Raw genomic sequence first — 25,172 nt, forward strand, 5'->3', positions numbered from 1 at the left:
GTGCTAGAGGGTGGGACAGTGAGAAGGGGCATGGCGCGGCAATGATGATTGGGCAAGCGGGCGATTGGGCGATCGAGGCGCAGGGCCTGATCAAGCGGTTCGACGGGTTCACCGCCGTCGATGGCGTGGACATCCGCGTGCCGCGCGGCGCGATCTATGGCATTCTCGGCCCCAATGGCGCGGGCAAGACCACCACGCTGCGCATGCTGCTGGGCATCATCGATCCCGATTCGGGCCTGCGCCGCGTGCTCGGCTGCGAACGCCCGACGCAAGTGGCCCGCCGCATCGGCTACCTGCCCGAAGAGCGCGGGCTCTACCCCGCGATGAAAGCGACCGAGGCCATCGCCTTCCTCGCCGCGCTGCGCGGGGTGCCGCTCAAGACCGGGCGGGCGCGGGCGCGCGAGCTGCTGGAGGAACATGGCCTGAGCTATGCCGCCGACCGGCAGATCCGCCAATTGTCCAAGGGCATGGCGCAGCAGGTACAATTGCTGGGCACGCTGGTGCACCAGCCCGAACTGGTGGTGTTCGACGAGCCTTTCTCAGGGCTGGACGCGCTCAACCAGGGCAAGCTGGAAAAGATGATTCGGGGCCTCGCCGAACGCGGCACCACGGTGATCTTTTCCACCCACGTCATCGCCCATGCCGAGCGCCTGTGCGACCAGGTGGCGATCATCGCCGGGGGCAAGGTGCCGTTCGCCGGGCTGGTGGACGACGCACGCGACCGGCTGCGCCCGCAAGTGCGGCTGGAAACCCGCGCACGCGACGGCGCCTGGCGCGCCGCCCTCCCTGCTGACGCGCGCAGCGAAGGCGCATTCTGGCATTTCACCCTGCCCGAAAGCGGCGTGGAGCCCTTGCTGCGCGCCTTGATCGAAGGGGAGGCGGGCATTCTCTCGCTCTCGATCGAGCGGCCCGGGCTGCACGATGCCTTTGTCGCCATTGCCGGGGAGGCGGCCGCCCGCGCCCTGGAAGAAAATGCGCAGATGCCGGAGGCCGTGCGATGATCCCTGAAAAGCTGCGCGCCGCCTGGGTGATCGCCCGCCGCGATTTCGTGGCGGTGATCTGGTCCAAGAGCTTCGTGTTCTTCCTGCTGGGGCCGCTGTTCCCGATCATCGTGGGCGGCATGGCCGGGGCCATCGGCGCCCAGGTGCAGAAAGACCTCGATCACCCGCAAGTGGGCATCGCCCTGCCGGCGGATGAAGCGGCGCGGATGATCGAGGCGCATCGCGCCCTGGCCGATGCCATGCCGGGCGACGTGCCCGATTTCGTGGTGCTCGACGCGCCATGGGGCGGCCGCACTTATGACGCCCGCGCGGCGCTCGCCGGCCATCGCGGCCCTGGCGGCAAGGTTGATGGGCAACTGGCGGCCGTGGTTTCGGGCAGCCTGGCGCACCCGGTCCTCACCGCCACGCCCGAACGCGCGCGCATGTGGCAGGGCATGATCGCGCTGTTTGCCGCCCGTGCGCAAAGCCTGGCGCCCGCGTCGCTGCCGCCAGTGGCGGTGGACGAAGTGGCCACCAGCGTGGCCAAGGTGCAAAGCGGGCAGGTGACGACCGCGCAGGCCGGGCAAGTGCTGCTGTTCCTGCTCACCATGCTGCTGGCAGGTATGGTCCTGTCCAACCTGGTGGAGGAAAAGGCCAACAAGATCATCGAGGTCCTGGCCGCCTCGATCCCCATGGACGCCTTGTTCCTTGGCAAGCTGTTTGCCATGCTCGGCGTGAGCCTGGTGGGCATGGCCGTGTGGGGTTCGGCCTGGGGCACGCTTTTGGCGCTGGGCATGAAATCGCTGCCGACGCTGGCTGCTCCGGCGGTGGGCTGGCCGTTGTTCTTCGTGCTCGGCTTCCTCTATTTTGCCATGGCCTATCTGCTGCTTGGCTCGCTGTTCCTGTCGATCGGCGGGATGGCCACCACCGTGCGCGAAGTGCAGACGCTGTCTATGCCGGTCACCATGCTGCAATTGATGGTGTTCTTCTTTGCCAGCTATGCCCTGGCGCGGCCGGGTACCTGGGTGGATTGGGCCGCGCTGGCCTTTCCGCTGTCTTCCCCCTTTGCCATGCTGGCCCGCGCCGCGCGCGAGCCGGCGATCTGGCCGCATCTGGTGGCATTGGGCTGGCAGGCGCTGTGCGTGGTGCTGATCGTGCGCATGGGCGCGCAACTGTTCCGCCGCACGGTGATGAAGTCCGGGCCCGCCAAGGGGCGCAAGGCGCGCAAGGGTCTCCTTGCCAAAGGCTGACAGCCTCGCTCAGCCTGGGTTCAGCCGGCGTGCGCATAACTCGTCTTGTCTCGCGGGCAGGCATTGCCCCCCGCACTGCCCGCGAGACCATCTTGCACCGGTTGCCCGCCAGCCCGATATAGGCGCCTATGGTGATGACTGAAGGCCTTGCCCCTCCCGCCTCCCGTCCATCGCGCCGCCGCCTGTTGGGCTGGCTGGGCGCCGGACTTGTGATGCCGATGGCCGGCGCCTGCCGCGCCCGGCCTGCGCCGTCCGGCCCCAAGGACGTGTTTCCGGTGCAGCACAGCGAGGCGGAATGGCGCCGCCTGCTCACCCCGGAACAGTTCTACATCCTGCGCGAAGCGGGCACCGAGCGGCCGTTTTCCTCAAGCCTGCTGAACGAGCATCGCAAGGGCACTTTTGCCTGCGCGGCCGACAAGCAACCGCTGTTCGCTTCTGCCACCAAGTTCGAAAGCGGCACCGGCTGGCCCAGCTTCTGGAAGCCCCTGCCCGGCGCGGTGGGCCTGCGTTCCGACACAACGCTCGGCATGGAGCGCACCGAAGTCTATTGCCGCCGTTGCGGCGGGCACTTGGGCCACGTGTTCGACGATGGCCCGCCGCCCACCGGCAAGCGCTATTGCATGAACGGCAAGGGCATGGTGTTCCTACCTACCTGATGGGGCGGGCCTGATGGGGCGGGCCTGATAGGGCTTCCCCCCCTTGGCCATCCGTGCCAAGGCCGCTGGCGATGCGCCGTATCGCCCTTTTCCTGTTGATCCTGGCCCTGGTGCCGGCGATCTATGTGCGCCAACACCTGCCGCCGCCCAGCCCCTATCGTCCGGTAATCTATCACGATTTGCTGCCGGGCCTGCGCGCGGCCGGCCACGATCCGCGCTATGGTGCGCTCACCCTGACAGGTGCCTGGCAACTGACCAGCGCCAATCCCGATTTCGGCAACTTCTCTGCCCTTGCGGTGCGCTCTTCGGGTGATCTGCTGGCGGTGAGCGACCGCAACGCGGTGATGGTGTTCAGCCGCCCGGATCGACCGGGGCCCCGGCACACCTGGCAGCGCGACACGATCCGCCAGGCCTGGCGCGGCCAGGAAATCGATACCGACAGCGAATCGGTTTCGGTCGATCCGCGCAGCGGCAACGTGCTGATCGGCTATGAAGGCACCCCGCGCTTCCACCAGTTCAGCGCCGATTTCACCCACGATCGCAAGATTGCCGCGCCGGTGTTGATGGAATGGCCCAACAACCAGGGGCCCGAATCGCTGCGCCAGCTTGCCGACGGCCGCACCGTGGCGATCGGCGAAGTCTATGCCCACTGGTGGTCGCGCCGGCGCCATACCGGGCTGATCTGGCCCGGCCTGCCCCGCCCGAACCAGGCACCCGCGCGATTCGAACTGATCATGCCCGAAGGCTATCGCCCGGTGGAACTGGCCCAGGCGCCCAACGGGCGGCTCTTGGTGCTGGGCCGCAAGTTCACCTTGGGCGGATTTCGCACGGTGGTGACGCTGGTGGCCGATCCCCGCGCGATTCGCCCCGGCGCGCAGGTGGAAGCGCAGCCGATCGCGTGGATCGACGATCCCCGCATTCGCGACAATTACGAAGGCATGGTCGCCACGCCCGAGGCCGATGGCAGCACCGCGATCTGGCTGATTTCCGACAGCAACCAGATGGTGTGGCTGCAACGCACCCTGCTGCTCAAGCTGAAGCTCTCATAAGGGCGGGCCCGTGCCGCCAACGCAACAAAAAAGGCCGGGGAAGAACCCCGGCCCCTTTTGAGCATCGATGCGCAGCCGATCAGGCGGCGGCAGCGACAGCCTTGACCAGCTCGCGCTTCACCTTGAGGGCGCGGGCGCTGAGCTTGTCGCTGTCCTGCTTGAGCAGCCAGTTGTCGAGGCCGCCGTTGTGCTCAACCGAGCGCAGGCCGTGGGTCGACACGCGGAACTTGAAGCTGCGATCCAGCTTTTCCGACATCAGCGTGACGTTCTGGAGATTGGGGAGGAACACGCGCTTGGTCTTGTTGTTGGCGTGGCTCACGTTGTGACCGATCTGGCGGCCCTTACCGGTCAGTTCGCAAATGCGCGACATGGCTAAAAACTCGCTTCGTGTTCTGGTGATCTATCTGGAAGCTGGGGCCATTATCGAATCCGTCGGCGAAGTCAAGGATTCGTGGCACCTTCATGCCTTGTTCGGCCCAGAATGTGTGTTAGGCGGATGCACGATGACCCGTTGGCCCCTGCCCGAACCCATGAAACTGGCGCTGGAACAGGCCCATGCGGCCGCCTTGCACGGCGAAGTGCCGATCGGCGCGGTGATCGTCAAGGGTGGCGAGGTGATCGCCGCCGCGCACAATCGCCCACGCGAATTGCACGATCCCACCGCCCATGCCGAAATGCTGGCGATTCGCGCGGCAGCGGCCGCGCTGGGCCAGGAACGGCTGGACGGATGCGATCTGTGGGTCACGCTCGAACCCTGCCCGATGTGCGCCGGCGCGATTGCCCATGCCCGGCTGGCCCGCGTCTATTACGCCGCGCCCGATCCCAAGGGCGGCGCGGTGGAACACGGGCCGCGGCTGTTCGACCAACCCACCTGCCTGCATCGCCCCGAAATCTATCCCGGCCTGGGCGAGGCGGAAAGCGCTACGCTGCTGCGCGACTTCTTCCGCGCGCGGCGGGGATAGGAAAATGGCCCCGGAACGCGTCCGGGGCCATCTGCTTTTCAAAGCTGGGGCGGGAGACCTCAGGCGAGCGCGGCCTTCAGGTCGTCCACCAGGTCGGTGCGCTCCCAGGGGAACAGGTCGCCATCGGGCTTGCGGCCAAAGTGGCCATAGGCCGCCGTGACGCCATAGATCGGCTTGTTGAGCGACAGGCCCACGCGGATGCCGCGCGGGGTCAACCCGCCCAGGCGCTGCTTGGCCACCAGTTCCACCGCGCGTTCCAGCGTGGCATCGTCTACCGCGCCGGTGCCGTGGGTATCGACATAGAGCGAGAGCGGCTGCGACACGCCGATGGCATAGGCCACCTGGATGGTGCAGCGCTTGGCCAGGCCCGCCGCCACGATGTTCTTGGCGATATAGCGCGTCACATAGGCGGCCGAACGGTCGACCTTCGTCGGATCCTTGCCCGAAAACGCGCCGCCACCGTGGGGCGAGGCGCCGCCATAGGTATCGACGATGATCTTGCGGCCGGTGAGGCCGGCGTCGCCATCCGGGCCGCCGATCTCGAAGCTGCCGGTGGGATTGATGTGATAGACCGTCTGGTCCGACAGCAGCTCGGCCGGGATCACCGCGGCCACGGCCTGCTTCACCCAGGCCTTCAGCTCGGCATCCTTGGCGCCTTCGTCATAGCCCGGCTTGTGCTGGGTGGACACGACGATGGCCGTGGCGGCCGCCGGGCGGCCATCCTGGAAGCGCAGGGTTACCTGGCTCTTGGCATCGGGTTCCAGGAACGGAGCGGCGCCGGAATGGCGATCGTCGGCCAGGCGCTGCAGGATCTTGTGGCTGTAATCCAGCGTGGCCGGCATCAGGTCGGGCGTCTCGTCGCAGGCAAAGCCGAACATGATGCCCTGGTCGCCGGCGCCTTCGTCCTTGTTTTCGCCCGCGTCCACGCCTTGCGCGATATGCGCCGATTGCGCGTGCAGGTTGTTTTCAAAGCGGAAGGTCTGCCAGTGGAATCCTTCCTGCTCATACCCGATGCGCTTGACCGTGGCGCGCACCACCGCTTCCACTTCCTCGCGCACGCCGGGCGCCCATTCGCCGCTGGTGTCCATGATGCCGCGGCCGCGGATTTCGCCGGCCAGCACCACCAGGTTGGTGGTGGTCAGCGTTTCGCAGGCGATGCGCGCCTCGGGGTCCTTGCTCAGGAACAGGTCGACGATGGCGTCGCTGATCTGGTCCGCGACCTTGTCGGGATGGCCTTCGGAGACGCTTTCGGAAGTGAACAGGTAATCGCTGCGCATGGGCAAAGGGTCCGATATAAAGCAATCTTTATGTGCCGCCTCCTAGCGCGGGCGGCGCCGCGAGGCAACCAGCCCCGCCAAAAGAAGACCTGCGGCCCACAAAAGCGGCAATGTATTGCCCATTCGCGCAAACGGGGTAGGGGCCAACGCGGGTGGCACCAGCCCATCGATGCGGCTGGCCACGTGGCGCGGGATGAAGGCACGCACGCCGCCGCGCGCATCGATCACCGCCGAAATGCCGTTGGTGGTGGAACGCAGCACCGGCAAGCCTTCCTCGATCGCGCGCAACCGTGCCTGGGCCAGGTGCTGCGGCGGGCCCCAGGCGCCGAACCAGCCATCGTTCGACGGATTGAACAGCACGGCGGGGCGGTTCGCGCGGTCGATCACCTGGCCGGAAAAGACGATTTCATAGCAGATCTGCACACCCACGCGCGGCAGGCCCTGGCCCGAAAGATCGAGCGTGCGCGGCCCAGGCCCTGACCAATAATCGAAATCGCCTGCCACCAGGCGTGAGAGGCCGAGCGGTGTGAGCAGGCCGCGCATCGGCAGATATTCGCCATAAGGCACCAGGTGCGCCTTGGCATAATGCCCGCGGATCGCGCCCTGGCTGTCGATCGCGGTCACCACGTTCCAGGCGCCCACCGGCATCGCGGCGGGTGCCGGATTGGGCTTGAACGCCAAGTCTACCGCGCCGGTCAGCAACAGCGCGCCCGGCCCGACCACGCGGCCCATCCGCGCGCGGGCCAGCAGCGGATCGCCGGCAAAGGTGGTGGCGGCATACCAGGCCGCCGGATAGCCGGTCTGGAGGTAATCGGGCACGCCGCTTTCGGGCCACAGCACCAGGCGCCGCTGGCCATAGACGCGCGGCAGGCTGAGCGCGGCGGCGCGCTGGAACTGCGCTTCATAGCGGGTGGGATCGTTGATCTCATCCTGGCCGATGTTCGGCTGGACCAGCGTGAACGGCACGGTGCCCGCCCCCTGCTGCCCGCCCAGCGGCAACAGGAACAGCGCCACCGGCAGGGCGAAGTGCGCGCCGGCCAGGGCCCAGCGCCGCTGCACCCCGGCGCGCAGGGCAAACAGCCATTGCCCCGCCAGCAGCACCACCACCCCCGACAAGGCATACGTGCCCAGCCAAGGCAGCACGCGCGCCAGGCCAGGCCGATCGAACCCGCCCAGCGCCGTGGCCGCCAGCGGATTCCATGGGAAACCGGTGCAGACCCAGCCGCGTGCCCATTCGGTCACGATCCACAAGGCCGCCAGCGTGGGCACCGGCGCCAGGCGCCAGCGCCGCCCCAGCCACCACGCCAGCAGCGTGGCAGCGGCCGGAAACAGCGCGAGATAGACCGCCAGCAGCAGCACCGCGATCCAGCCCAGCCAGGCCGGCATCTGCGCCTGATAAGTGAAAGCCGTGGCGATCCAGCCGTTTCCGGTGGAAAAATGGCCCCAGCCCCACAGCCAGCCCACCAACAGGGCATGGAACGGCGTGCGCGCCCGCTGCATCCGCGCGGCCAGCACGGCCAGCGCCAGCAGGGTGAGCGGCCACCATCCCAGCGGGGCAAAGCCCAGCGCCCCCAGCGCGCCCGCCACCACCAGCATGATCGCTTCGCCACGGCGGGACAGGGGATCATCACCCAGCGCAAGCAGCGCGGCGAAACGGGAGCGGAGCCAGGCGTTCATCGTGCCGTTCTATGCGGTGGCCCGGCGGCCAGGGCAAGCGCGGCCGCGGCAGAGCGTTGCGACCACGAAAAAAGGCGCCCGGGCTGCGGGCGCCTTTCTATCGTACGGCCATGCCGAAAGGATCAGCCTTCGGCGCTTTCGGGCAGCGGGTTCTTGCGCGGGCGGCCACGGCGCTTGGGCGCGGGGGCCGCTTCGCTGGCCGGCTCGGCCACCGAGGCTTCGGGCGCGCGCGTTTCGGCCACGGTGGGTTGCGGGGCGGGTTGCGGGGCCGCTTCCACAGCCGGTTCGCTGCGCACGCCGATCGCGGGCGGCAGGCTGGACGGATCGAGCCCTTCGGCCGGCGCGGCGCGGCGCGGGCGGCGTTCGGTGCGGGCACGGGGCCCACGCGGGCTGCGGCTTTCGCGGATGAAGGGGTTGTCGGTCACGTCGATCACCGGCTCGCCCTCGTCGGCGCGGACGCCTTCAAGCGGCACCGGCTGGTCGATCGGCGCTGCGCCTTCGGCCGGGGCCTGCTGCGCGCGGCGGTCTTCGAAGCGGCGGCGGCCATTGCCTTCGCGATCCTGGCGCTCGGCACGCTCCGGGCGTTCCGCGCGTTCGGGCCGTTCGCTGCGCTCTGCCCGCTCTGCCCGTTCGGGACGCTCGGCACGTTCCGGGCGTTCGGTCCGCTCGGGGCGATCCTGGCGCTCGGTGTTGCGGGCTTCGCGGTCCTCGCGGCGGACATACGGCCGATCGAAAGCGGGAAAATCGCCTTCGATCGAGAAATCCATGCCGTCATCCTCGGGCTCGCCCTCGGTCCAGCGTTCGCCATTGCCGCTATGGCGCTGGCGCGCTTCTTCCTGGCGCAGCCGGGTATCGGCAATCACGCGGAAATAGTGATCGGCAAACTGCAGATAGTATTCGGCCTGGACACGATCCCCGTTGAGGTGGGCATCCTGCGCCATCTTGCGATACTTTTCGAGCAGCTGGGGCGCATTGCCCCGCGCGCGGCTGTCGATTCGATTGAGCTGCTGGCCGCCACCTTGCGGACGATTGTTACCGCGGCCGCGCCGGCGGTTGTTCCCACGATTGTTGTTCAACTCAGGCACGTCCTTGTTTGGGGCGGCTGTCGGTATCTTGTGCTGATCCTGTCGCCGCGCAACCCTCCGCCACGCGCCCGCAACGCACGGGTGCGCAGATTCCCAGCATCTGCCAGCCGGAAGCCCCTGCAAGAGGGCCGATGCGGGTGCAAATGGTGGAGCTGGCCGGGACGGGAAGCCTTCATCCGTCGCCCTGCCTGCTGGCACAATTAGTGATCGCTTGCGGGCTTGCCAAGCGAAATATTGTGGCAAAACGTCATTTCCACAGCCCTGTCACGCCCGGCGAGATCGGGATGCACCCGCGCCGCCAGGCCATGGGCCTGCGCCAGGGCGACCACGGCCGCGCCTTGTTGCCAGCCGATCTCCACCACCGCAACGCCGCCTGGCGCCAGGAGTTCAGGCAGTTGCGGCACCAGCACGGCATAATCGGCCATGCCGTCGGCCCCGGCAAACAGGGCGCTGGCCGGTTCGAAATCGCGCACGCCGGGCTCGAGCGGGGCCTCGTCTTCCACATAGGGCGGGTTGGCCAGGATCAGGTCGAACCGGCCCAGCGCGGCGGCCCAGCCAGGGCGGGTCCAGTCGCCCGGCTGCATGCGCGCGCGCGCGTCCAGCCCCAGGCGCAGCGCATTGCCCGCTGCCACCACCCGCGCCGCATCCGATCGCTCGATCCCCGTGCCCACCGCCTGCGGCCAGATCGACAGCGCCGCCAGCAACAGCGCGCCAGAGCCGGTGCCGAGATCGAGAATGCGCGCCGGCGGGCGGCCTTCCAGTGCGCGCTGCGCCAACTCGATCAAGGTCTCGCTATCCCCGCGCGGGATCAGCACCGCCGGATTGACCGCCAGTTCCAGCCCATAGAATTCCTGGGTGCCCACGATATAGGGCACCGGCTCGTGGCATGTCCGCCGCGCAACCAGCGCGGCAAAACCGGCCGGCTCGGGTGCATCCATGTGGCGCAGCAGCACGTCGGTGCGGGTGCAACCCAGGGCATGGGCCATCAACACCTCGGCATCGAGCCGCGCGGTGTCGCTGCTGGGTGCAAGGGTCTGCGCGGCCTGGAACAGCGCCTGGCGGACGGTTGGATCAGTCATCCATCGCGGCCAGGCGCTTGGCCTGGTCTTCGGCGGTAAGCGCATCGATCAGTTCGCCCAAGCCCGGGCCGGCGAGCACTTCGGGCAGGCGGTGCAGCGTCAGGTTGATGCGGTGATCGGTCACGCGGCCTTGCGGGAAATTGTAGGTGCGGATGCGTTCCGAACGGTCGCCCGAGCCGACCAGCGCGCGGCGGGCTTCGGCTTCGGCGCCCTGGGCCTGTTCGCGGCGCAAGTCATAGAGCCGGGTGCGCAGCACCTGCATCGCCTTGGCCTTGTTCTTGTGCTGGCTGCGTTCGTCCTGCTGTGTCACCACCAGGCCGGTGGGCAGGTGGGTGATGCGCACCGCCGAATCGGTGGTGTTGACGTGCTGGCCGCCTGCGCCGCTGGCGCGGTAGATGTCGATCTTGATGTCCTTGTCCTCGATCGCCACGTCCACTTCATCGGCTTCGGGCAGGACGGCGACGGTGGCGGCGCTGGTATGGATGCGCCCGCCGCTTTCGGTCACCGGCACGCGCTGCACGCGGTGCACCCCGCTTTCGAACTTGAGCCGTGCGAACACGCCCTGGCCGGCGACATGGGCGATCACTTCCTTGAAGCCGCCCAGTTCGCTGGCATTGGCGCTGATCACTTCAACCTTCCAGCCCTGCTCGGCGGCAAAGCGTTCGTACATGCGGAACAGGTCTGCCGCGAACAGCGCCGCTTCGTCGCCGCCGGTCCCGGCGCGGATTTCCAGCATGGCCGGGCGCACGTCGGCCGAATCGCGCGGCAGCATGGCAATGGCCAGCGTCCGCTCGGCCTCGGGCAGCAGGCTGCGAAGGCTGTGCATTTCCTCTTCGGCGAGCGCGCGCATCTCGGCGTCGGGTTCTTCCAGCGCGGCCAGGCTGGCCAGTTCGGCGCGCATGACCTGCACCGCCCGCGCGGCCCGCGCGACCGGTTCCAGCTCGGCATAGTCGCGGCTGGCGGCAACGAAGCCTTCGCCTTCCAGCGTGCCCGAAGCCAGGCGCGCTTCCAGTTCGGCAAAACGCGCCGCGATCTGCCCCAGACGTGCGTCGGAAACGGCCATCAGGCGGCGATGTGCGCCGGAATCGCGTGGAGGGCCATGCGCTCCTGCGTGCCGGTAACCAGGTTCTTGACCGTCGCTTCGCCCGCCGCCAGTTCCTCGTCGCCCACGATCAGGGCAAAGCGCGCGCCGCTTTCGTTGGCGCGGCTCATCCGCTTCTTCATGTTGCCGCGATAGCCCATGTCCACGGTCAACCCGCCCCGGCGCAGCGTGGCGGCCAGGCCCAGGCACGCGGCCTCTGCCGCCGCGCCCATCGGCACGATCGCCACGTCGGCCGCCGGTTCGGCAATCGTGCGGCTATCGGCCACCAGCATGGCCAGCCGCTCGATCCCCGCAGCCCAGCCCACCGCCGGGGTGGCCGGGCCACCCAAGGCTTCGAGCAGCCCGTCATAGCGCCCGCCGCCCAGCACGGTGCCCTGCGCGCCCAGCCGGTCGGTGATGAATTCGAACGCGGTGTGGCGATAGTAATCCAGGCCCCGCACCAGCGCCGGCGCGCGAACCCAGGCCACGCCGGCCGCATCGAGGCCCGCCGTCACCTTGCCGAAAAAGTCCTGCGCTTCATCAGACAGGAACTGGTCGATCATCGGCGCATCGGCCGTGAACGGCTTGTCGCGCGGGTCCTTGGAATCGAGGATGCGCAGCGGGTTGCGCTCCAGCCGGTCCTGCGAATCTTCGGAAAGCTGGTCCTTGTGGGCACGGAAGTATTCGATCAGCGCCGCGCGCCAGGCCTCGCGGCTGGGCCCGTCGCCCAAGGTGTTGAGGTTAAGCGTCACGCCGTCGGCAATGCCCAGTTCGCGCAGCAACTGGTCGGCCATGACCAGCAATTCCACGTCGGCCTGCGGCTCGGCGGCGCCGATCACTTCGGCATCGATCTGGTGGAACTGGCGATAGCGGCCCTTTTGCGGGCGTTCATAGCGGAACAGGGGGCCATGCGTCGCGATCTTGAGCGGGGCGTGCTGCTGCCAACCGTTGGTGAGATAGGCCCGGGCCAGGCCGGCGGTGAATTCGGGCCGCAGGGTCAGCGATTCCCCGCCGCGATCCTCGAACGAATACATTTCCTTGGAGACCACGTCGGTGGTTTCGCCCAGCGAGCGAGAGAACACCGTGGTCTTTTCGAACACCGGCATTTCCACCCGGCGAAAGCGGTAGAGCTTGCGCACGCGCTCGAACGTTTCGACGACATGGCCGAAGGCTTCCGCCTCGGCGCCGAAGATGTCCTGGGTGCCACGGATGGCCTGCGGGGTGGGGATCGCTTGCTTGCTCATGGCGCGCGCGGATAGCGGCTTTCGCGCGGTGGGGGAAGCTTCTGCGGCAAATGGTCGCGCTTTGAGCCCATCTGGCCGTTGCGAATGAGACTTTATCACGCCATGAAAGGGGCCATGCGCAAGACCCCCCAAGGCATTGGCCTCCTTTCCGCCCTTTCGTTGTCCACCCTGATGCTGGTTCAGCCGGCGCTGGCCCAGGTCCAGCCCCCCAGCAACAGCCGCCCGATGGCTGTGCCGATCACGCCGTCGGTGCCCGATGCACAGGATGTGCCCTACGTTGGCACGATCGGCTTGCAGATCGACGCGACCGATCTTGCCACCGGTGCCTTTCGCGTGGTGGAAACCGTGCCCGTGGCGCAGGGCGCCAAGGAACTGATCCTGCAATTGCCGCGCTGGCTGCCCGGCGAACACGGCCCGCGCGGCCCGGTGGCCGAGCTTGCCCAGATCACCTTCGAGGCCAAGGGCCAAAAGCTGGCATGGACGCGCGATCCGGTGGAAGTGAACGCCTTCCACATCACCCTGCCGGCCGGCACCAGCGAAGTGGTGGCCCGCTTCGTCCACACCTCGCCGCTGCGCGAGAGCGAAGGGCGCATCACCGTCACGCGCGAAATGCTCAACCTGCAGTGGGAGAAGATGAGCCTCTATCCCGCCGGCTATTACGTGCGCCAGATCAAGGTGCGCCCCACCGTCACCTTCCCGCAAGGGTGGACCGTGTTCACCGCGCTCGACGGCAAGACGCAAAGCGGCAGCGGCAACACTGTGACCTGGGCCGAGACGGACTATGAAACCCTGGTCGATTCGCCGATCTTCGCCGGGATCTATGCCGCGCGGCACGATCTGGGGCATGACGTCACTCTCGATCTGGTGGCCGACAAGCCCGAACTGCTGGCGATCAAGCCGGAAAACCTGCAGGCCTATCGCAACCTGGCCGACGAGGCCGTGGCCGCGTTCGGCGCGCGCCACTTCGATCACTACGATTTCCTCCTCGCGCTGACCGACCGGATGGGCGGCATCGGCCTGGAGCATCACCGCTCCAGCGAAAACCAGCAGGAGCCCAAGAGCCTGACCGACTGGGCCGGCTATGACTGGGACCGCAACGTGATCGCCCACGAATTCAGCCACAGCTGGGATGGCAAGTATCGCCGTTCGGCCAAGCTGTGGACGCCCGACTATCGCCAGCCGATGCAGGACAACCTGCTGTGGGTCTATGAAGGGCAAACCCAGTTCTGGGGCTTGGTCCTGGCCGCGCGCTCGGGCGTGCAGAGCAAGGACATGGTGCTGGGCAGCCTGGCCAACTATGCCGGCACCTTCAGCCAGATGGCCGGGCGCGAGTGGCGCTCGGTCGAAGACACCACGCTCGATCCGGTCTTCGCCGCGCGCAAGCCCAAGCCCTATGCCTCGCTCACCCGGGGCGAGGACTATTACACCGAAGGCGCGCTGGTATGGCTGGAAGCCGACCAGATCATCCGCGACGGCACGGCCGGCAAACGCGGCCTGGACGATTTCGCCAAGGCATTCTTCGGCGTGCGCGACGGTGATTGGGGCGTGCTGACTTATGAATTCGAGGACGTGGTCAAGACGCTGAACGGCATCTATCCCTATGACTGGGCCAGCTTCCTCACGACCCGGCTGCAGACGCCGGGCCAGCCGGTGCCGCTGGGTGGGGTCGAACGCGGCGGCTACAAGCTCGAATTCCGCGAAGAGCCCAACCCCTATGACAAGGCGCGCATGGCCGATGCCAAGGTGCTGGGCCTGTTCAACTCGCTCGGCGTGACGCTGGACAAGGACGGCAAGGTCACGGCCTCGCGCTGGGATGGCCCGGCGTTCAAGGCCGGCCTGGTTTCGGGGATGCAGGTGGTGGCCGTCAACGGCGACGCCTATGACGCCGACAAGCTCAAGGCCGCGATCACCAATGCCAAGACCGGCAACCCCGGCGCGGGCCGGCCGATCGAACTGCTGGTCAAGCGCGACGATCGCTATGTCACGCTGCCGATCACATATGCCGATGGCCTGCGCTGGCCCTGGCTGGTGCGCGCCGCGCCCGGCACGGCGCCGACCGGTCTCGACAAGCTGCTCAGCCCCAAGGCCGGCAAGAGCAAGACCGGCACGAGCAGGGCTGGCAAGTGATGGCGCGGGCCGGGTGGCACCCGGGCCGCCTGGCCCCGCCCCGCTTTCTTATGTTCCTGTTGCTGTTCATGGGCGGCACCGCTGGCTGGTGGGTGTGGCACCCGCTCAGCCAGAAGGGTGCCGAACTGGCCGATTCGCTGGCCATGGGCTTTGACTTTGCTGCACTCGCCTTCCTGGGCTCGTTGATTCCGCTGCTGCGCTGTGCCGATGCCGATACCATGCGGCAAAGCTCGGTGGACAACGATGCCAACCGCGCGGCGGTGCTGTGCATCACCACGGTGCTGACCCTGGTGGTCATGGCGGCGATCGCCGGCGAACTGCCGCGCGCCGCCCATGGCGATTCGCTGGCCAAGGTGCGGCTGATCGGCACGCTGCTGCTGACCTGGCTTTTTGCCAACACGGTCTATGGCCTGCACTATGCCCATCTTTACTATACCCGCGACGAAGACAGCGGAAAGGATCGCGGCGGCTTGGACTTTCCCGATACCAAGACCCCCGACTATTTCGATTTCGCCTATTTTTCATTCACCTTGGGCATGACGTTCCAGACTTCGGACACCGCGATCACCAGCGGGCGCGTGCGCCGGATCGTGACGCTGCATTCCTTTGCCGCCCTTGTTTTCAACATCGGCGTGATCGCCTTCACCATCAACGCGCTGGGCGCCGGTTAACCAACGATAGGGGAATGCGTCACAAGTATTGTTGCGACGCAAAAGCCACGGCGCTAGAGCCGGTGGACGGCGAACAACAACTGGCCCGACGGGCCTGAACCAAGGCAAGAAAGAACCGATGCGCATCGACCTTATCCCCACCGGGGACAATCCGCCCGAAAGCCTCAATGTCGTGATCGAAGTGCCGGTCGGCGGCGAACCGGTGAAGTACGAGTTCGACAAGGAATCCGGCGCCCTGTTCGTGGACCGCATCCTGCACACGCCGATGCGCTATCCGGCCAACTATGGCTTCGTCCCCCACACCCTGTCGCCCGATGGCGACCCGCTCGACGCGCTGGTCATTGCCCGCTCGCCGTTCATCCCCGGCTGCGTTGTCCGCGCCCGCCCGATCGCGGTGCTGAACCTGGAAGATGAACAGGGCGGCGATGAAAAGCTGGTCTGCGTGCCGGTCGATTCCACCTTCCCGTATTACACCGAAGTGCTGGAAAAGGATCACTTGCCCGAAATCGTGCTCAAGCAGATCGAGCACTTCTTCACCCACTACAAGGACCTGGAAAAGGAAAAGTGGGTGCGCGTGGGCACCTGGGGCGGCGCCGACGACGCCCGCCGCATCACGGTGGAAGCGATCGAACGCTACAACGAAGCCAAGGCGGCCAAGCAAGCGGCGGAGTAATCCACCCTTTCGCCTGATGGCATAAAAAGGCCAGGGTCGGACATGCGACCCTGGCCTTTTTTGTATCCTTGGGGCCCTCCACCACCACTTCGCGGCGGTCCCCCTCCCCGCCTTCGGCAGGGAGGATCGAGGGAAAAGATCCTCCCCATACAATGGGGAGGTGGCTCCCTTACCCCCGCAGATCCGGCGCCAGCGCATCGGCCTTGATCAGCGCAATCGCCTCGGCCAGCGGCAGCACGGCTTGCGCCTGCTCGCCCAGGCGGCGGATCGCCACGGTGCCTTCCTCGGCCTCGCGCTTGCCCACCACCAAAAGGTACGGCACCTTTTGCAGTGAGTGTTCGCGCACCTTGTAGTTGATCTTCTCGTTGCGCAGGTCGCTTTCCACCCGGATGCCGGCGGCGCGCAGCGCCTCGGTCGCCTGGACGGCAAAGCCATCGGCGTCCGAAACGATGGTCGCCACCACGGCCTGGGTCGGGGCCAGCCAGGTCGGCAGCTTGCCGGCGAAATGCTCGATCAGGATGCCGATGAAGCGTTCATAGGAACCGAAGATCGCGCGGTGCAGCATGACCGGGCGATGGCGCTCACCATCCTCGGCGATATAGCCGGCGTCAAGCCGCTCGGGCAGCACGCGGTCGGACTGGATCGTGCCCACCTGCCAGGTACGGCCGATGGCATCGGTCAGGTGCCATTCCAGCTTTGGCGCATAGAACGCGCCTTCGCCGGGCAGTTCTTCCCAGCCATATTCGGGCGTGGCAAGGCCGGCGGTGGCGACGGCATCGCGCAGTTCGGCCTCGGCCTGGTCCCACATCGCTTCGGTGCCAAAGCGCTTTTCCGGGCGCAGCGCCAGCTTGATCGAATAGGTAAAGCCGAAGTCCTTGTAGATGCGGTCGGCCAGTTCGCAGAACGCGCGCACTTCGTCCACGATCTGGTCTTCGCGGCAGAAGATATGCGCGTCATCCTGGGTGAACTGGCGCACGCGCATCAGCCCGTGCAGCGCGCCGTGCGGCTCGTTGCGGTGGCAACAGCCGTTTTCATAAAGGCGCAGCGGCAGCTCGCGATAGGATTTCAGGCCCTGGCGGAAGATCAGCACGTGCGCCGGGCAGTTCATCGGCTTGAGGGCCATCCAGTCGGCCTCGCCGCTGATCACCGGGCCGTCGTCCTCGGTGTTGGGCACTTCGTCGGGAATCACGAACATGTTTTCGCGATACTTGCCCCAGTGGCCCGATTGCTCCCACTGGCGCGCGTCCATCACCTGCGGGGTCTTGACCTCGCGATAGCCGGCGCCGTCGATCGCGCGGCGCATATAGGCTTCCAGCTCGCGCCAGATGCGATAGCCCTTGGGGTGCCAGAACACCGAACCATGCGCTTCCTGCTGCAGGTGGAACAGGTCCATCTCCGCGCCCAGCTTGCGATGGTCGCGCTTGGCCGCTTCCTCCAGGCGGTGGAGGTGTGCATCCAGCTGCTTCTTGTTGAGCCAGCCGGTGCCATAGATGCGGCTGAGCATCGCGTTCTTCTGGTCGCCGCGCCAATAGGCGCCCGACACGCGCGTGAGCTTGAAGGCATTGGGATCGAGCTTGCCGGTGGAGGCGAGGTGCGGCCCACGGCACATGTCGAGCCAGTCGCTGCCCGACCAATAGACCGTCAGTTCCTCGCTCTCGGGCAGTTCCGCGGCCCATTGCGCCTTGAACGTCTCGCCCTGCTCGCTCCAGCGGGCGATCAGGTCCGCGCGGCTCCACACTTCGCGGCGCAACGGCTTGTCGGCGGCGATGATCTTGCGCATCTCCGCCTCGATCGCCGGCAGGTCCTCCTCGGTGAACGGGCGGACGGGGGCGAAATCGTAATAGAAGCCATCGTCGGTGGCGGGGCCGAACGTGATCTGCGTGCCGGGGAACAGCGCCTGCACCGCCTCGGCCAAGACGTGGGCATAGTCGTGCCGCACCAGTTCCAGGGCGTCGGCCTCGTCGCGCGCGGTGACCAGCGCCAGTTGCGCGTCACCCTCGAACGGGCGGGTGATGTCGAACAGCTCGCCATTCACGCGCGCGCCGATCGCGGCCTTGGCGAGGCCCGGGCCGATCGCGGCGGCAATATCGGCCGGCGTGGTACCCGGCGCCACTTCGCGCAGCGAACCATCGGGCAGGGTGATCTTGAGCAGGTCTGACATCGGATCTCTCTTGCGGGATATGACGCGCGCCATGGCACAAGTGCCGCGGCGCCGAAAGGGGCGGCATCTCGGGTTTGGCCGAAACCGGCAGAAACGATCCGGGAGGAAGATGCCATTCCGCCCGAACCGGGGCGGTGGCGTTGCGGTGGGGCCGATCAGGCGCCCGCGCGACCCCACCCCCGGCACACCGGGGTGGTGATAGTAGTCAGCGCGGCGGAACGGAGGTCCATGGGCAGCGCCTTAGCGCAAGGGCGCCGTGCTGTCACGCCCGCGCAGCATGGTCACGATCAGCCAGGCCGCCGCGACGCACACGAACGGCATCGCCGGATAATGAAAGCGCGATTGCCCGGAAAAGACCATGGCAATAACGCTAGGATAGGCGGCAATGCCATAGGGCAGCAGCCACCAATCGATGAGGCCGAGGCCGGCGCTGCGCCGCGCGCGCAGCATCACAGGAAAGGCCGCGACGAACAGCGCCAGCAAGGCCCAATACCACGCCTGGTTGGCCACGCGCAGCGCCAGGAACGCGCGCGGCGCGGCCGCATAGGCCCACGACCCGGTTTCATAGGCCCATTGCCCTTCGCCATCGGGCCCCCACAGCCGCGCCAGCTTCATCGGCATCAGCTTGAGGAAGGGAGCCGGGTGCGCCTTGATCCAGTCCATGCCCAGCCTGCCGGCCTCCCGGTCATAGGCCAGTTCGTTCAGGTCGGTGCGTGCATCGAGCGCCTTGACCACCGGATCGTCGGGCGTGAAGCCGCCGCGCGCGCTGTCGTTGTTGCCGGTCAGCAAGGTGATGCCACCGTTGGTGGAAACCAGCACCCAGGCGCCCAGTTCGCGATGGTTGCGCAGGGTCCACGGGGCAATCACCAGCAGGGCGGCCGCGCCCATGACCAGGCCTTGCCCCACGATGCCCGGCAGGCGCGGCCAGGGCGCGGGCTGTCGCAGCCAGGCAATCGTCAGCAGCAGCGGCGCCAGGATCAGGCTCTGCGCCTTGACCAGCGTGGCCAGGCCCAGCACCAGCCCGGCCAGCACTGTCCAGCCCCAGCCCTGCCGCGCCACCACGATCCAGCACAGCGCCAGCAGCAGCGTGGTATAGAACACCTCGGTCAGCGCCAGCGGCACATAGAGCACGGCATTGGGATAGACCGCCCAGAGCAGCAGCGCGAGGCGGCCCGCCGCTTCATGGCCGGCCAGGCGCCGCCCAAGATCGAGCGTAAGCCAGCCAGCCAGCGCCGACAAAGCGAGGTTGCACAGGCCCACCACCCAGATCGAAGGGCCGGTCAGGCGAAACACCAGGCTCAGCGCCAGCGGCCAGCCCGGCGGCCAATAGGCCGTCGGTGCGCCATGATCGCCCAGGTAACCCCGGCCATCGGCCAGCATCGCCGCGCGCGAGAAATACCAGGCGGCGTCGGAACTCGGCTCGACCGCCGCCAGAATCGCCAGCGCGCGCAGGCCCAGCGCGACGGCGAACAGCACGATCACGGTGCGGCGCCCTTCCGCCAGCCAAGCCCAAGCCCGATGAAACCCCATGGCCCCGACCTACAACGCCAGCGTTAAAAAAGCCCCATCGTCTTCAGAGCAGGAGGAGGAGGAGAGGGAGAAAATCACACAACATCCGTTCGCCCCGAGCGCCGGCCCTATCCCTCGCCTGGCCCGCCCTGCACCGCCAGCGCCGGGCTTTCGCCATTGGGGCCGGGCGCCAGCAGGTCGGTGGCGCCCAGGCCGGCTTCGTCGACGTGGCCTTCGGGATCGGGATGGATCAGCACTTCCAGCCCGGGAAACTCGGCCATCAGCTTTTCCTCGATCTCGTCCATCACGCGGTGGGCCTGGGCCACGGTCATCTTGCCGTCCACCCACACGTGGAATTGCACGAAATCGCGGTTGCCGCTGGTGCGCGTGCGCAAGTCGTGCAGGCCTTTCAGCTCGGGATGCTGGGCCACCACTTCCAGGAACCGCTCGCGCTTTTCGATCGGCCATTCGTGGTCCATCAACTGGTCCACCGCTTCCTGCGAGGCACCCCAGGCGCCCCAGGCCAGCCACAGCGCGATGCCAAAGGCAAAGACCGCGTCGGTGCCGGGCAGGTTCAAGGTCCGCTCGATCACCAGCGCGGCGATCACCGCCGCGTTGAGCAGCAAGTCAGACTTGTAGTGCACGTTGTCGGTGCTGATCGCCAGGCTGCCGGTGCGGGCGATCACCATGCGCTGGTAGGCGAGCAGCGCGAGCGTTGCCCCCATCGCCACGGCCGAAACCACGATACCCGATTCGGCCTCGATCGCCGGGGCGCCGGCCAGGAACTGGGTAATCGCGCGCCAGGCCAGGCCCAGCGCGGAAAACGAGATCAGGATCACCTGGAACATGGCCGCCAGCGCCTCGGCCTTGCCATGGCCGAAACGGTGGTTGTGATCGTCGGGAATGGCCGCGATCCACACGCCCAGCAGCGTCGCCAGGCTGGCCACCAGATCGAGCGCGGTGTCCGCCAGGCTGCCCAGCATCGCCAGCGAGCCGGACTGGACCACGGCCCAGCCTTTTAGGCCCAGCAGCAGGAGCGCCACCGCGCTGCTGGCCATGGCGGCGCGGCGATTGAGGTCTGCGTGCGAGGTCTGGGTCATCCCGCCCCTTTACGGATAAAGCAGGGTGCTGGTCCAGCCGCCTTGCCCATCCGCCACGAAACGGCGGCGTTCGTGCAGGCGATAGTCGCGATCCTGCCAGAATTCGATGGCGCGGGGCACCACGCGATAGCCCGACCAGTGCGCCGGGCGCGGCACGTTACCGTCAGGAAACTGCGCGCGCAGGGCCGCCACGCGATCGAGATAGACCTGGCGCGAGGGCAGCACGCGCGACTGGTCCGACGCGGCCGAACCCAGCCGCGATTCGGGATGGCGGCTGGCGAAATAGGCATCGGCCGCTTCCGGCGTCACTTCCACCACCGGCCCTTCGATGCGGACCTGGCGGCGCAGGCTTTTCCAGTGAAACAGCAGGGCCACTTGCGGGTTGGCGGCCAGTTCACCGCCCTTGCGGCTTTCGAAATTGGTGTAGAACACAAAGCCGCCGGCGTGATCGAAGCTGGGCCCGAGATCGGCGCCGTGGCCCTTGAGCAGCACCATGCGCAGCGAAGGCGCGCCTTCGGGCGTGGCGGTGGCCAGCGCCATGGCATTGGGATCGTTGGGCTCGCTCGCCTGGGCCTGGGCGAACCAGTCCTCGAAGATGGCAAAGGGATCGCCGTGGGGAATCGCGTCCTGGCTCTGTTCGGTCACGGGAAAATGTCCTGTTGGCAGCATGGTGGCGGGCATGATGGACGCCTTGCATCCATTCCCGCGATGATATGGGTCAAGGCGCTCTATCGCGGGCGCAACGATGTTGAAAGCGAGCCTTGCGGGCAAGGCGCCCTGTCCCTAGCTAGAGAGCCATGGCAGCAGACCCTTATTCCATTCTCGGCGTGGCGCGCAGTGCGAGCGAAAAGGACGTGAAATCGGCCTATCGCAAGCTCGCCAAGGAACTGCATCCCGATCACAACAAGGACAATCCCAAGGCGGCCGAGCGCTTTGCCGAAGTGACTCGCGCCTATGATCTGCTGTCCGACAAGGACAAGCGCGCCAAGTTCGACCGCGGCGAGATCGATGCCGACGGCAACCCGACGATGCCATTCGGGGGCGGTGGTTTCGGCGGCGGCGGCTTTCGCGGTGGCCAGGGCGGCTTTCGCCACGATGGCGGCTTCGAAAGCGGTGACGGGCCTGACCTGTCGGACCTGTTCGAAGGCCTGTTCGGCGGGCGCGGCGGCATGGGTGGAATGGGCGGAATGGGTGGCGGGCGCCGTCCCCCACCGCCCAAGGGCGCCAATGTCAGCTATCGCCTGCAAGTGCCCTTCGTGGAGGCGGCCACCCGCGCCGCGCAGCGCGTCACGCTGTCTTCGGGCAGCACGATCGAACTCAAGCTGCCGCCGGGTGTCGAATCCGGGCAGCAGATGCGCCTGGCTGGCAAGGGCGAACCGGGCCCCGGCGGGCCGGGCGATGCGCTGATCACGATCGAGATCGCCCCGCATCCCTTCTTCGTGCGCGATGGGGACAATATTCGCCTGGACCTGCCGATCACCCTGGAAGAAGCGGTCAATGGCGCCAAGGTGAAAGTGCCCACTGCCGATGGCGCGGTCATGCTCACGGTGGCGCCGGGCAGCAGCAGCGGGCGCACCCTGCGCCTCAAGGGCAAGGGCTTTTCCCGCAAGGATGGCGAACGTGGCGACCAGCTGGTGACGCTGCAGATCGACCTTCCGGCCGACGACGCCGATCTCAAGGCGCGCCTTGCCGGTTGGCACGACGGGCGCAATCCGCGCGCGCGCCTTGGTGCCTGAACCGGCTGAAACCATCCTTGTGGCACCCGCGGGTTGCGCCCGGCCGGGAGCCGACCGGCCTTCCGTGCATTGCCACAAGTGATGGACAATCAATTCGATCCTGCCGGCGCCGATCCCGCCAACATCGACCCTGATCGCGCCGATCACGTGCCGGGGGTTCCCGACGGGGCCAAGGCGCTGGTGCCCGATCTTTCGCCAGAGGCGCGCCGCCGCGCCGCGCTGCACCGCCGCTTGCGTGCCGAATGGGACGAAGCGCGCGAGGAATTGCGCCCCGGCACCCGCATCCATGAAACGCTCAAACGCATCTGGACCGGCGTCATCAACGACGGTTTCATCCACGCCGGCAACTTTGCCTATATGGTGCTGATCGCGCTGTTCCCCTTTTTCATCACCGGGGCCGCGCTGTTTTCGCTGATCGGAGAAGCCAGCCAGCGCACCGCCGCGATCAACACCGTGCTCATGGCCCTGCCCCCGGTGGTGGCCACCACGATCGAGCCGGTGGCCCGCGCCGCGGTGGAAGCGCGCACCGGCCACCTGCTGTGGATCGGCGGCCTTGTCGGGCTGTGGACGGTGAGCAGCCTGGTCGAAACCATCCGCGATATCCTGCGCCGCGCCTATGGCACGAACTGGGAGCACGCGTTCTGGCGCTATCGCCTGATGTCGACGGGTCTGATCATCGCCTCGGTCGTGCTGATTCTCGTTTCCATCCTGGCGCAAGTGGCGATCGGGGCAGCGCAGGAAGTGATCGCGGCCTGGCTGCCGCAGTTCGGCGCCTGGATCGATGGCCTGGCGGCGGGGCGTTTCCTGCCCACGCTGGTGCTGTTCGGCGCGCTGTGGCTGCTGTTTCTCTCGCTCACGCCCAGCGCCTATCGGTCGAATCGCTATCCCAAATGGCCGGGCGCGCTGTTCGTTTCGCTGTGGTGGCTGGGGGTGAGCATCCTGTTGCCCAAACTCCTCGCTTCGGTTTTCTCGTATGATCTGACCTACGGCAGCCTGGCCGGGGTGATGATCGCCCTTTTCTTTTTCTGGCTGGTCGGCATAGGGATGGTAATAGGTGCCGAACTCAATGCCGCGCTCGCCGAAACTCCGGAGGAGCGCGACATGCTGGGCCAGGCAGATGATCGCGCGCGGGCCATTCGCCAGGCCGGCGCGCCCGAACCAGAATGACATGCCCGTTGGCCGCGCCTCTTTGAGGGGCACGCGCACACCGGGGCAGGAGCGTACGAGGGCGCATGACCGGATTGATGAAGGGAAAGCGCGGCCTGATCATGGGCCTCGCCAATGACAAGTCGCTAGCCTGGGGCATAGCCCGGCAGTTGCACGAACAGGGGGCAGAGCTGGCCTTCTCCTATCAGGGAGAGGCGCTGGCCAAGCGCGTGCGCCCGCTGGCCGCAAGCCTCGACAGCGATTTCCTGATCGAATGCGACGTGGCCGACATGGACGCGCTCGATGTCGCGTTCGAAACGCTCAAGGCGCGGTGGGAAACGATCGACTTCGTCGTCCACGCCATCGGCTATTCCGACAAGAACCAGTTGCGCGGGCGGTTCTACGATACCACGCTCGACAACTTCCTGATGACCATGAACATCTCGGCCTACAGCCTGGTCGCCGTGACCAAGCGCGCCATGCCGATGATGCCCCATGGCGGATCGATCCTGACGCTGACCTATTATGGCGCGGAAAAGGTCGTGCCGCATTACAACGTGATGGGCGTGGCAAAGGCGGCCCTGGAAGCCAGCGTGCGCTACCTCGCCAACGATTGCGGCCCGCAAGGGGTGCGCGTCAATGCCATCTCGGCCGGCCCGATCAAGACCCTGGCCGCCAGCGGCATCGGCGATTTCCGCTACATCCTCAAGTGGAACGAGCTGAACGCGCCGCTCCGCCGCAATTCCACGATCGAGGACGTAGGCGGCTCCGGCCTCTATTTCCTGTCCGACCTGTCCGCCGGCGTCACCGGCGAAGTGCACCATGTCGACGCAGGCTATCACCTGGTCGGCATGAAACAGGAAGACGCACCGGATATTGCGCTGAGCTGATCGGCCTCAAGGTCGAAAGGCCACCCCGGGTTCGCCCCGAGGTGGCCTTTTTCTATGGGTCAGTTCGATGCAGGCGGCGCGGCGGGGGTCGGCGCCGGCGTCGTCTCGCCGTCGCGCTCGCGCGCCAGGCGGGCGTCGTATTCCTTTTCCAGCTGTTCCACGCGCGATTGTTCGGCGGCCGCGTCCTTGTCGATGGTGGAAAGGCGGCGTTCGCGCTCTTCCTGGATCAACTTGCCGAACTGCACGTCGCTGCCCTGCTTCTTTTCGGCATAGGCCTGGTTGATCAGGCGCATGGTGCAGCCCGAAGCCCCGCCCGAGCCGACCGGCGAGCACGAGTTGATCCCGGCCGCACCCACGGTTTCATAGGCTTTCACCCGGTCGGTCCAGGTCTGGTTCTTGGGATCGTTGGGATTGTCGCGCAGCGGCGTGGGGATGCGATAGCGTTCCGCTTCGTCCTTGCGCGCGCAGACGGTGATCTGCTCGGCCGTGGAAACCGGGCAGGGATCATCGCCATAGATGATCAGCTGGTTGACCTTTTCATCGCCCTGCACCGGCCCTTCTTCCACCGGCTGGGTGGCGGGGCCGCGCGTGGCGCCCTGCGCGGCCAAAGCCGGCGTTGCCCCCATGAGCAGCCCGCCCAGCAGCAGGGCCGGAACCCCAAGGCGCACCGTCAGGCGCGAAGATGTGGCAGCAAGGCGCATTGTCGGTTCGTCTCCAGCGGGTGAGGCGATCGCAGGCCGCCCCCGGTTCACCCCACCATAAGGCGGCGGGGCGGTGAATGATAGATGAAGGGGCAACGCACGAAGCGGGCTTTCGTCA

Annotated in this window: 23 protein-coding genes; 11 read left to right on the forward strand and 12 right to left on the reverse strand. The window is 67.1% G+C overall.

What is annotated here, in order from left to right; translation table 11 throughout:
* The first annotated feature begins 44 nt into the window (after positions 1-44).
* From FHT19_RS14000 to FHT19_RS14015, 4 genes are all read left to right on the forward strand, one after another.
* Positions 45-1,001: an ATP-binding cassette domain-containing protein gene (locus FHT19_RS14000; RefSeq protein WP_169475800.1), complete on the forward strand. Its 957-nt coding sequence runs from the start codon at positions 45-47 to the stop codon at positions 999-1,001.
* The gene (locus tag FHT19_RS14005; protein ID WP_169475630.1) at positions 998-2,230 is read left to right on the forward strand and encodes an ABC transporter permease; all 1,233 of its coding nucleotides are present in this window, start codon (positions 998-1,000) and stop codon (positions 2,228-2,230) included. Before FHT19_RS14000 ends, FHT19_RS14005 begins: the two co-directional genes overlap by 4 nt.
* Positions 2,231-2,358: 128 nt before the next feature.
* Positions 2,359-2,886, forward strand: coding sequence for a peptide-methionine (R)-S-oxide reductase MsrB (msrB, locus tag FHT19_RS14010; RefSeq protein WP_248290468.1), 528 nt, complete (start codon positions 2,359-2,361; stop codon positions 2,884-2,886).
* 71 nt (positions 2,887-2,957) lie between these two features.
* Positions 2,958-3,935, forward strand: a complete 978-nt coding sequence (locus tag FHT19_RS14015; protein ID WP_169475631.1) for an esterase-like activity of phytase family protein — start codon at positions 2,958-2,960, stop codon at positions 3,933-3,935.
* Positions 3,936-4,014: 79 nt separating this feature from the next.
* Here FHT19_RS14015 and rpmB read toward each other — a convergent pair whose 3' ends face one another.
* The gene (gene rpmB, locus FHT19_RS14020) at positions 4,015-4,305 is read right to left on the reverse strand and encodes a 50S ribosomal protein L28 (RefSeq protein WP_168555840.1); all 291 of its coding nucleotides are present in this window, start codon (positions 4,303-4,305) and stop codon (positions 4,015-4,017) included.
* 133 nt (positions 4,306-4,438) lie between these two features.
* Between rpmB and FHT19_RS14025 the strand changes: the two genes are divergently transcribed.
* Positions 4,439-4,897, forward strand: coding sequence for a nucleoside deaminase (locus FHT19_RS14025; protein ID WP_211184927.1), 459 nt, complete (start codon positions 4,439-4,441; stop codon positions 4,895-4,897).
* Positions 4,898-4,956: 59 nt separating this feature from the next.
* Here FHT19_RS14025 and metK read toward each other — a convergent pair whose 3' ends face one another.
* From metK to hisS, 6 genes are all read right to left on the reverse strand, one after another.
* A complete protein-coding gene (gene metK / locus FHT19_RS14030; protein WP_169475632.1) occupies positions 4,957-6,174 on the reverse strand; it encodes a methionine adenosyltransferase in 1,218 nt (405 codons plus the stop codon).
* A gap of 42 nt (positions 6,175-6,216) precedes the next feature.
* Complete coding sequence (gene lnt, locus FHT19_RS14035; RefSeq protein ID WP_348981794.1) at positions 6,217-7,851, reverse strand: apolipoprotein N-acyltransferase; 1,635 nt, start codon at positions 7,849-7,851, stop codon at positions 6,217-6,219.
* Positions 7,852-7,973: 122 nt separating this feature from the next.
* A complete protein-coding gene (locus FHT19_RS14040; RefSeq protein ID WP_169475633.1) occupies positions 7,974-8,927 on the reverse strand; it encodes a DUF4167 domain-containing protein in 954 nt (317 codons plus the stop codon).
* Between the two features lie 209 nt (positions 8,928-9,136).
* Positions 9,137-10,015 (reverse strand): peptide chain release factor N(5)-glutamine methyltransferase, encoded by an 879-nt coding sequence (gene prmC, locus FHT19_RS14045; RefSeq protein ID WP_169475634.1) that lies wholly within the window; start codon positions 10,013-10,015, stop codon positions 9,137-9,139.
* Positions 10,008-11,078: a peptide chain release factor 1 gene (gene prfA, locus FHT19_RS14050; RefSeq protein ID WP_168555836.1), complete on the reverse strand. Its 1,071-nt coding sequence runs from the start codon at positions 11,076-11,078 to the stop codon at positions 10,008-10,010. Before prfA ends, prmC begins: the two co-directional genes overlap by 8 nt.
* A complete protein-coding gene (hisS, locus tag FHT19_RS14055; RefSeq protein WP_169475635.1) occupies positions 11,078-12,340 on the reverse strand; it encodes a histidine--tRNA ligase in 1,263 nt (420 codons plus the stop codon). Before hisS ends, prfA begins: the two co-directional genes overlap by 1 nt.
* Before the next feature lie 114 nt (positions 12,341-12,454).
* On the opposite strand from hisS, the gene FHT19_RS14060 reads away from it, so the two are divergent.
* The 3 genes from FHT19_RS14060 (at position 12,455) to ppa (ending at position 15,811) form a co-directional block, all read left to right on the forward strand.
* Positions 12,455-14,467, forward strand: a complete 2,013-nt coding sequence (locus tag FHT19_RS14060) for a M61 family metallopeptidase (RefSeq protein WP_169475636.1) — start codon at positions 12,455-12,457, stop codon at positions 14,465-14,467.
* Between the two features lie 50 nt (positions 14,468-14,517).
* Positions 14,518-15,138: a DUF1345 domain-containing protein gene (locus tag FHT19_RS14065; protein WP_248290469.1), complete on the forward strand. Its 621-nt coding sequence runs from the start codon at positions 14,518-14,520 to the stop codon at positions 15,136-15,138.
* 118 nt (positions 15,139-15,256) lie between these two features.
* A complete protein-coding gene (gene ppa / locus FHT19_RS14070; RefSeq protein ID WP_168555832.1) occupies positions 15,257-15,811 on the forward strand; it encodes an inorganic diphosphatase in 555 nt (184 codons plus the stop codon).
* Positions 15,812-15,980: 169 nt separating this feature from the next.
* Here the strand turns inward: ppa and thrS are convergent, their stop codons facing one another.
* From thrS to pdxH, 4 genes are all read right to left on the reverse strand, one after another.
* Positions 15,981-17,972: a threonine--tRNA ligase gene (gene thrS / locus FHT19_RS14075; RefSeq protein ID WP_169475638.1), complete on the reverse strand. Its 1,992-nt coding sequence runs from the start codon at positions 17,970-17,972 to the stop codon at positions 15,981-15,983.
* Positions 17,973-18,212: 240 nt separating this feature from the next.
* Positions 18,213-19,502 (reverse strand): glycosyltransferase family 39 protein, encoded by a 1,290-nt coding sequence (locus FHT19_RS14080; protein WP_169475639.1) that lies wholly within the window; start codon positions 19,500-19,502, stop codon positions 18,213-18,215.
* A gap of 107 nt (positions 19,503-19,609) precedes the next feature.
* The gene (locus tag FHT19_RS14085) at positions 19,610-20,581 is read right to left on the reverse strand and encodes a cation diffusion facilitator family transporter (protein WP_169475640.1); all 972 of its coding nucleotides are present in this window, start codon (positions 20,579-20,581) and stop codon (positions 19,610-19,612) included.
* Between the two features lie 9 nt (positions 20,582-20,590).
* Positions 20,591-21,226 carry a pyridoxamine 5'-phosphate oxidase gene (gene pdxH, locus FHT19_RS14090; protein WP_248290470.1) on the reverse strand — a complete coding sequence of 212 codons (636 nt, stop codon included), beginning with the start codon at positions 21,224-21,226 and terminating at the stop codon, positions 20,591-20,593.
* 152 nt (positions 21,227-21,378) lie between these two features.
* Between pdxH and FHT19_RS14095 the strand changes: the two genes are divergently transcribed.
* From FHT19_RS14095 to fabI, 3 genes are all read left to right on the forward strand, one after another.
* Positions 21,379-22,317, forward strand: a complete 939-nt coding sequence (locus tag FHT19_RS14095; protein WP_168555828.1) for a DnaJ C-terminal domain-containing protein — start codon at positions 21,379-21,381, stop codon at positions 22,315-22,317.
* Positions 22,318-22,398: 81 nt separating this feature from the next.
* Positions 22,399-23,484, forward strand: coding sequence for a YihY/virulence factor BrkB family protein (locus FHT19_RS14100; RefSeq protein ID WP_168555827.1), 1,086 nt, complete (start codon positions 22,399-22,401; stop codon positions 23,482-23,484).
* A gap of 65 nt (positions 23,485-23,549) precedes the next feature.
* A complete protein-coding gene (gene fabI, locus FHT19_RS14105; RefSeq protein WP_168555826.1) occupies positions 23,550-24,353 on the forward strand; it encodes an enoyl-ACP reductase FabI in 804 nt (267 codons plus the stop codon).
* 59 nt (positions 24,354-24,412) lie between these two features.
* On the opposite strand, the gene FHT19_RS14110 is transcribed toward fabI, so the two are convergent.
* Positions 24,413-25,054: a hypothetical protein gene (locus FHT19_RS14110; protein ID WP_246866066.1), complete on the reverse strand. Its 642-nt coding sequence runs from the start codon at positions 25,052-25,054 to the stop codon at positions 24,413-24,415.
* Positions 25,055-25,172: the final 118 nt, after the last annotated feature.

The sequence above is a fragment of the Novosphingobium sp. SG919 genome (genome assembly GCF_012932495.1).
Taxonomy (GTDB): Bacteria; Pseudomonadota; Alphaproteobacteria; order Sphingomonadales; family Sphingomonadaceae; genus Novosphingobium; species Novosphingobium rhizosphaerae.

Coding starts and splice junctions, on each gene's coding strand:
- FHT19_RS14110 (WP_246866066.1), bottom strand. CDS start 25,054: ATGCGCCTTGCTGCCACATCTTCGCGCCTGACGGTGCGCCTTGGGGTT.
- hisS (WP_169475635.1), bottom strand. CDS start 12,340: ATGAGCAAGCAAGCGATCCCCACCCCGCAGGCCATCCGTGGCACCCAG.
- ppa (WP_168555832.1), top strand. CDS start 15,257: ATGCGCATCGACCTTATCCCCACCGGGGACAATCCGCCCGAAAGCCTC.
- thrS (WP_169475638.1), bottom strand. CDS start 17,972: ATGTCAGACCTGCTCAAGATCACCCTGCCCGATGGTTCGCTGCGCGAA.
- FHT19_RS14065 (WP_248290469.1), top strand. CDS start 14,518: ATGTTCCTGTTGCTGTTCATGGGCGGCACCGCTGGCTGGTGGGTGTGG.
- FHT19_RS14095 (WP_168555828.1), top strand. CDS start 21,379: ATGGCAGCAGACCCTTATTCCATTCTCGGCGTGGCGCGCAGTGCGAGC.
- FHT19_RS14080 (WP_169475639.1), bottom strand. CDS start 19,502: ATGGGGTTTCATCGGGCTTGGGCTTGGCTGGCGGAAGGGCGCCGCACC.
- rpmB (WP_168555840.1), bottom strand. CDS start 4,305: ATGTCGCGCATTTGCGAACTGACCGGTAAGGGCCGCCAGATCGGTCAC.
- FHT19_RS14085 (WP_169475640.1), bottom strand. CDS start 20,581: ATGACCCAGACCTCGCACGCAGACCTCAATCGCCGCGCCGCCATGGCC.
- FHT19_RS14100 (WP_168555827.1), top strand. CDS start 22,399: ATGGACAATCAATTCGATCCTGCCGGCGCCGATCCCGCCAACATCGAC.
- FHT19_RS14025 (WP_211184927.1), top strand. CDS start 4,439: ATGACCCGTTGGCCCCTGCCCGAACCCATGAAACTGGCGCTGGAACAG.
- FHT19_RS14000 (WP_169475800.1), top strand. CDS start 45: ATGATTGGGCAAGCGGGCGATTGGGCGATCGAGGCGCAGGGCCTGATC.
- msrB (WP_248290468.1), top strand. CDS start 2,359: ATGGTGATGACTGAAGGCCTTGCCCCTCCCGCCTCCCGTCCATCGCGC.
- prmC (WP_169475634.1), bottom strand. CDS start 10,015: ATGACTGATCCAACCGTCCGCCAGGCGCTGTTCCAGGCCGCGCAGACC.
- prfA (WP_168555836.1), bottom strand. CDS start 11,078: ATGGCCGTTTCCGACGCACGTCTGGGGCAGATCGCGGCGCGTTTTGCC.
- metK (WP_169475632.1), bottom strand. CDS start 6,174: ATGCGCAGCGATTACCTGTTCACTTCCGAAAGCGTCTCCGAAGGCCAT.
- FHT19_RS14005 (WP_169475630.1), top strand. CDS start 998: ATGATCCCTGAAAAGCTGCGCGCCGCCTGGGTGATCGCCCGCCGCGAT.
- lnt (WP_348981794.1), bottom strand. CDS start 7,851: ATGAACGCCTGGCTCCGCTCCCGTTTCGCCGCGCTGCTTGCGCTGGGT.
- FHT19_RS14015 (WP_169475631.1), top strand. CDS start 2,958: ATGCGCCGTATCGCCCTTTTCCTGTTGATCCTGGCCCTGGTGCCGGCG.
- fabI (WP_168555826.1), top strand. CDS start 23,550: ATGACCGGATTGATGAAGGGAAAGCGCGGCCTGATCATGGGCCTCGCC.
- FHT19_RS14060 (WP_169475636.1), top strand. CDS start 12,455: ATGCGCAAGACCCCCCAAGGCATTGGCCTCCTTTCCGCCCTTTCGTTG.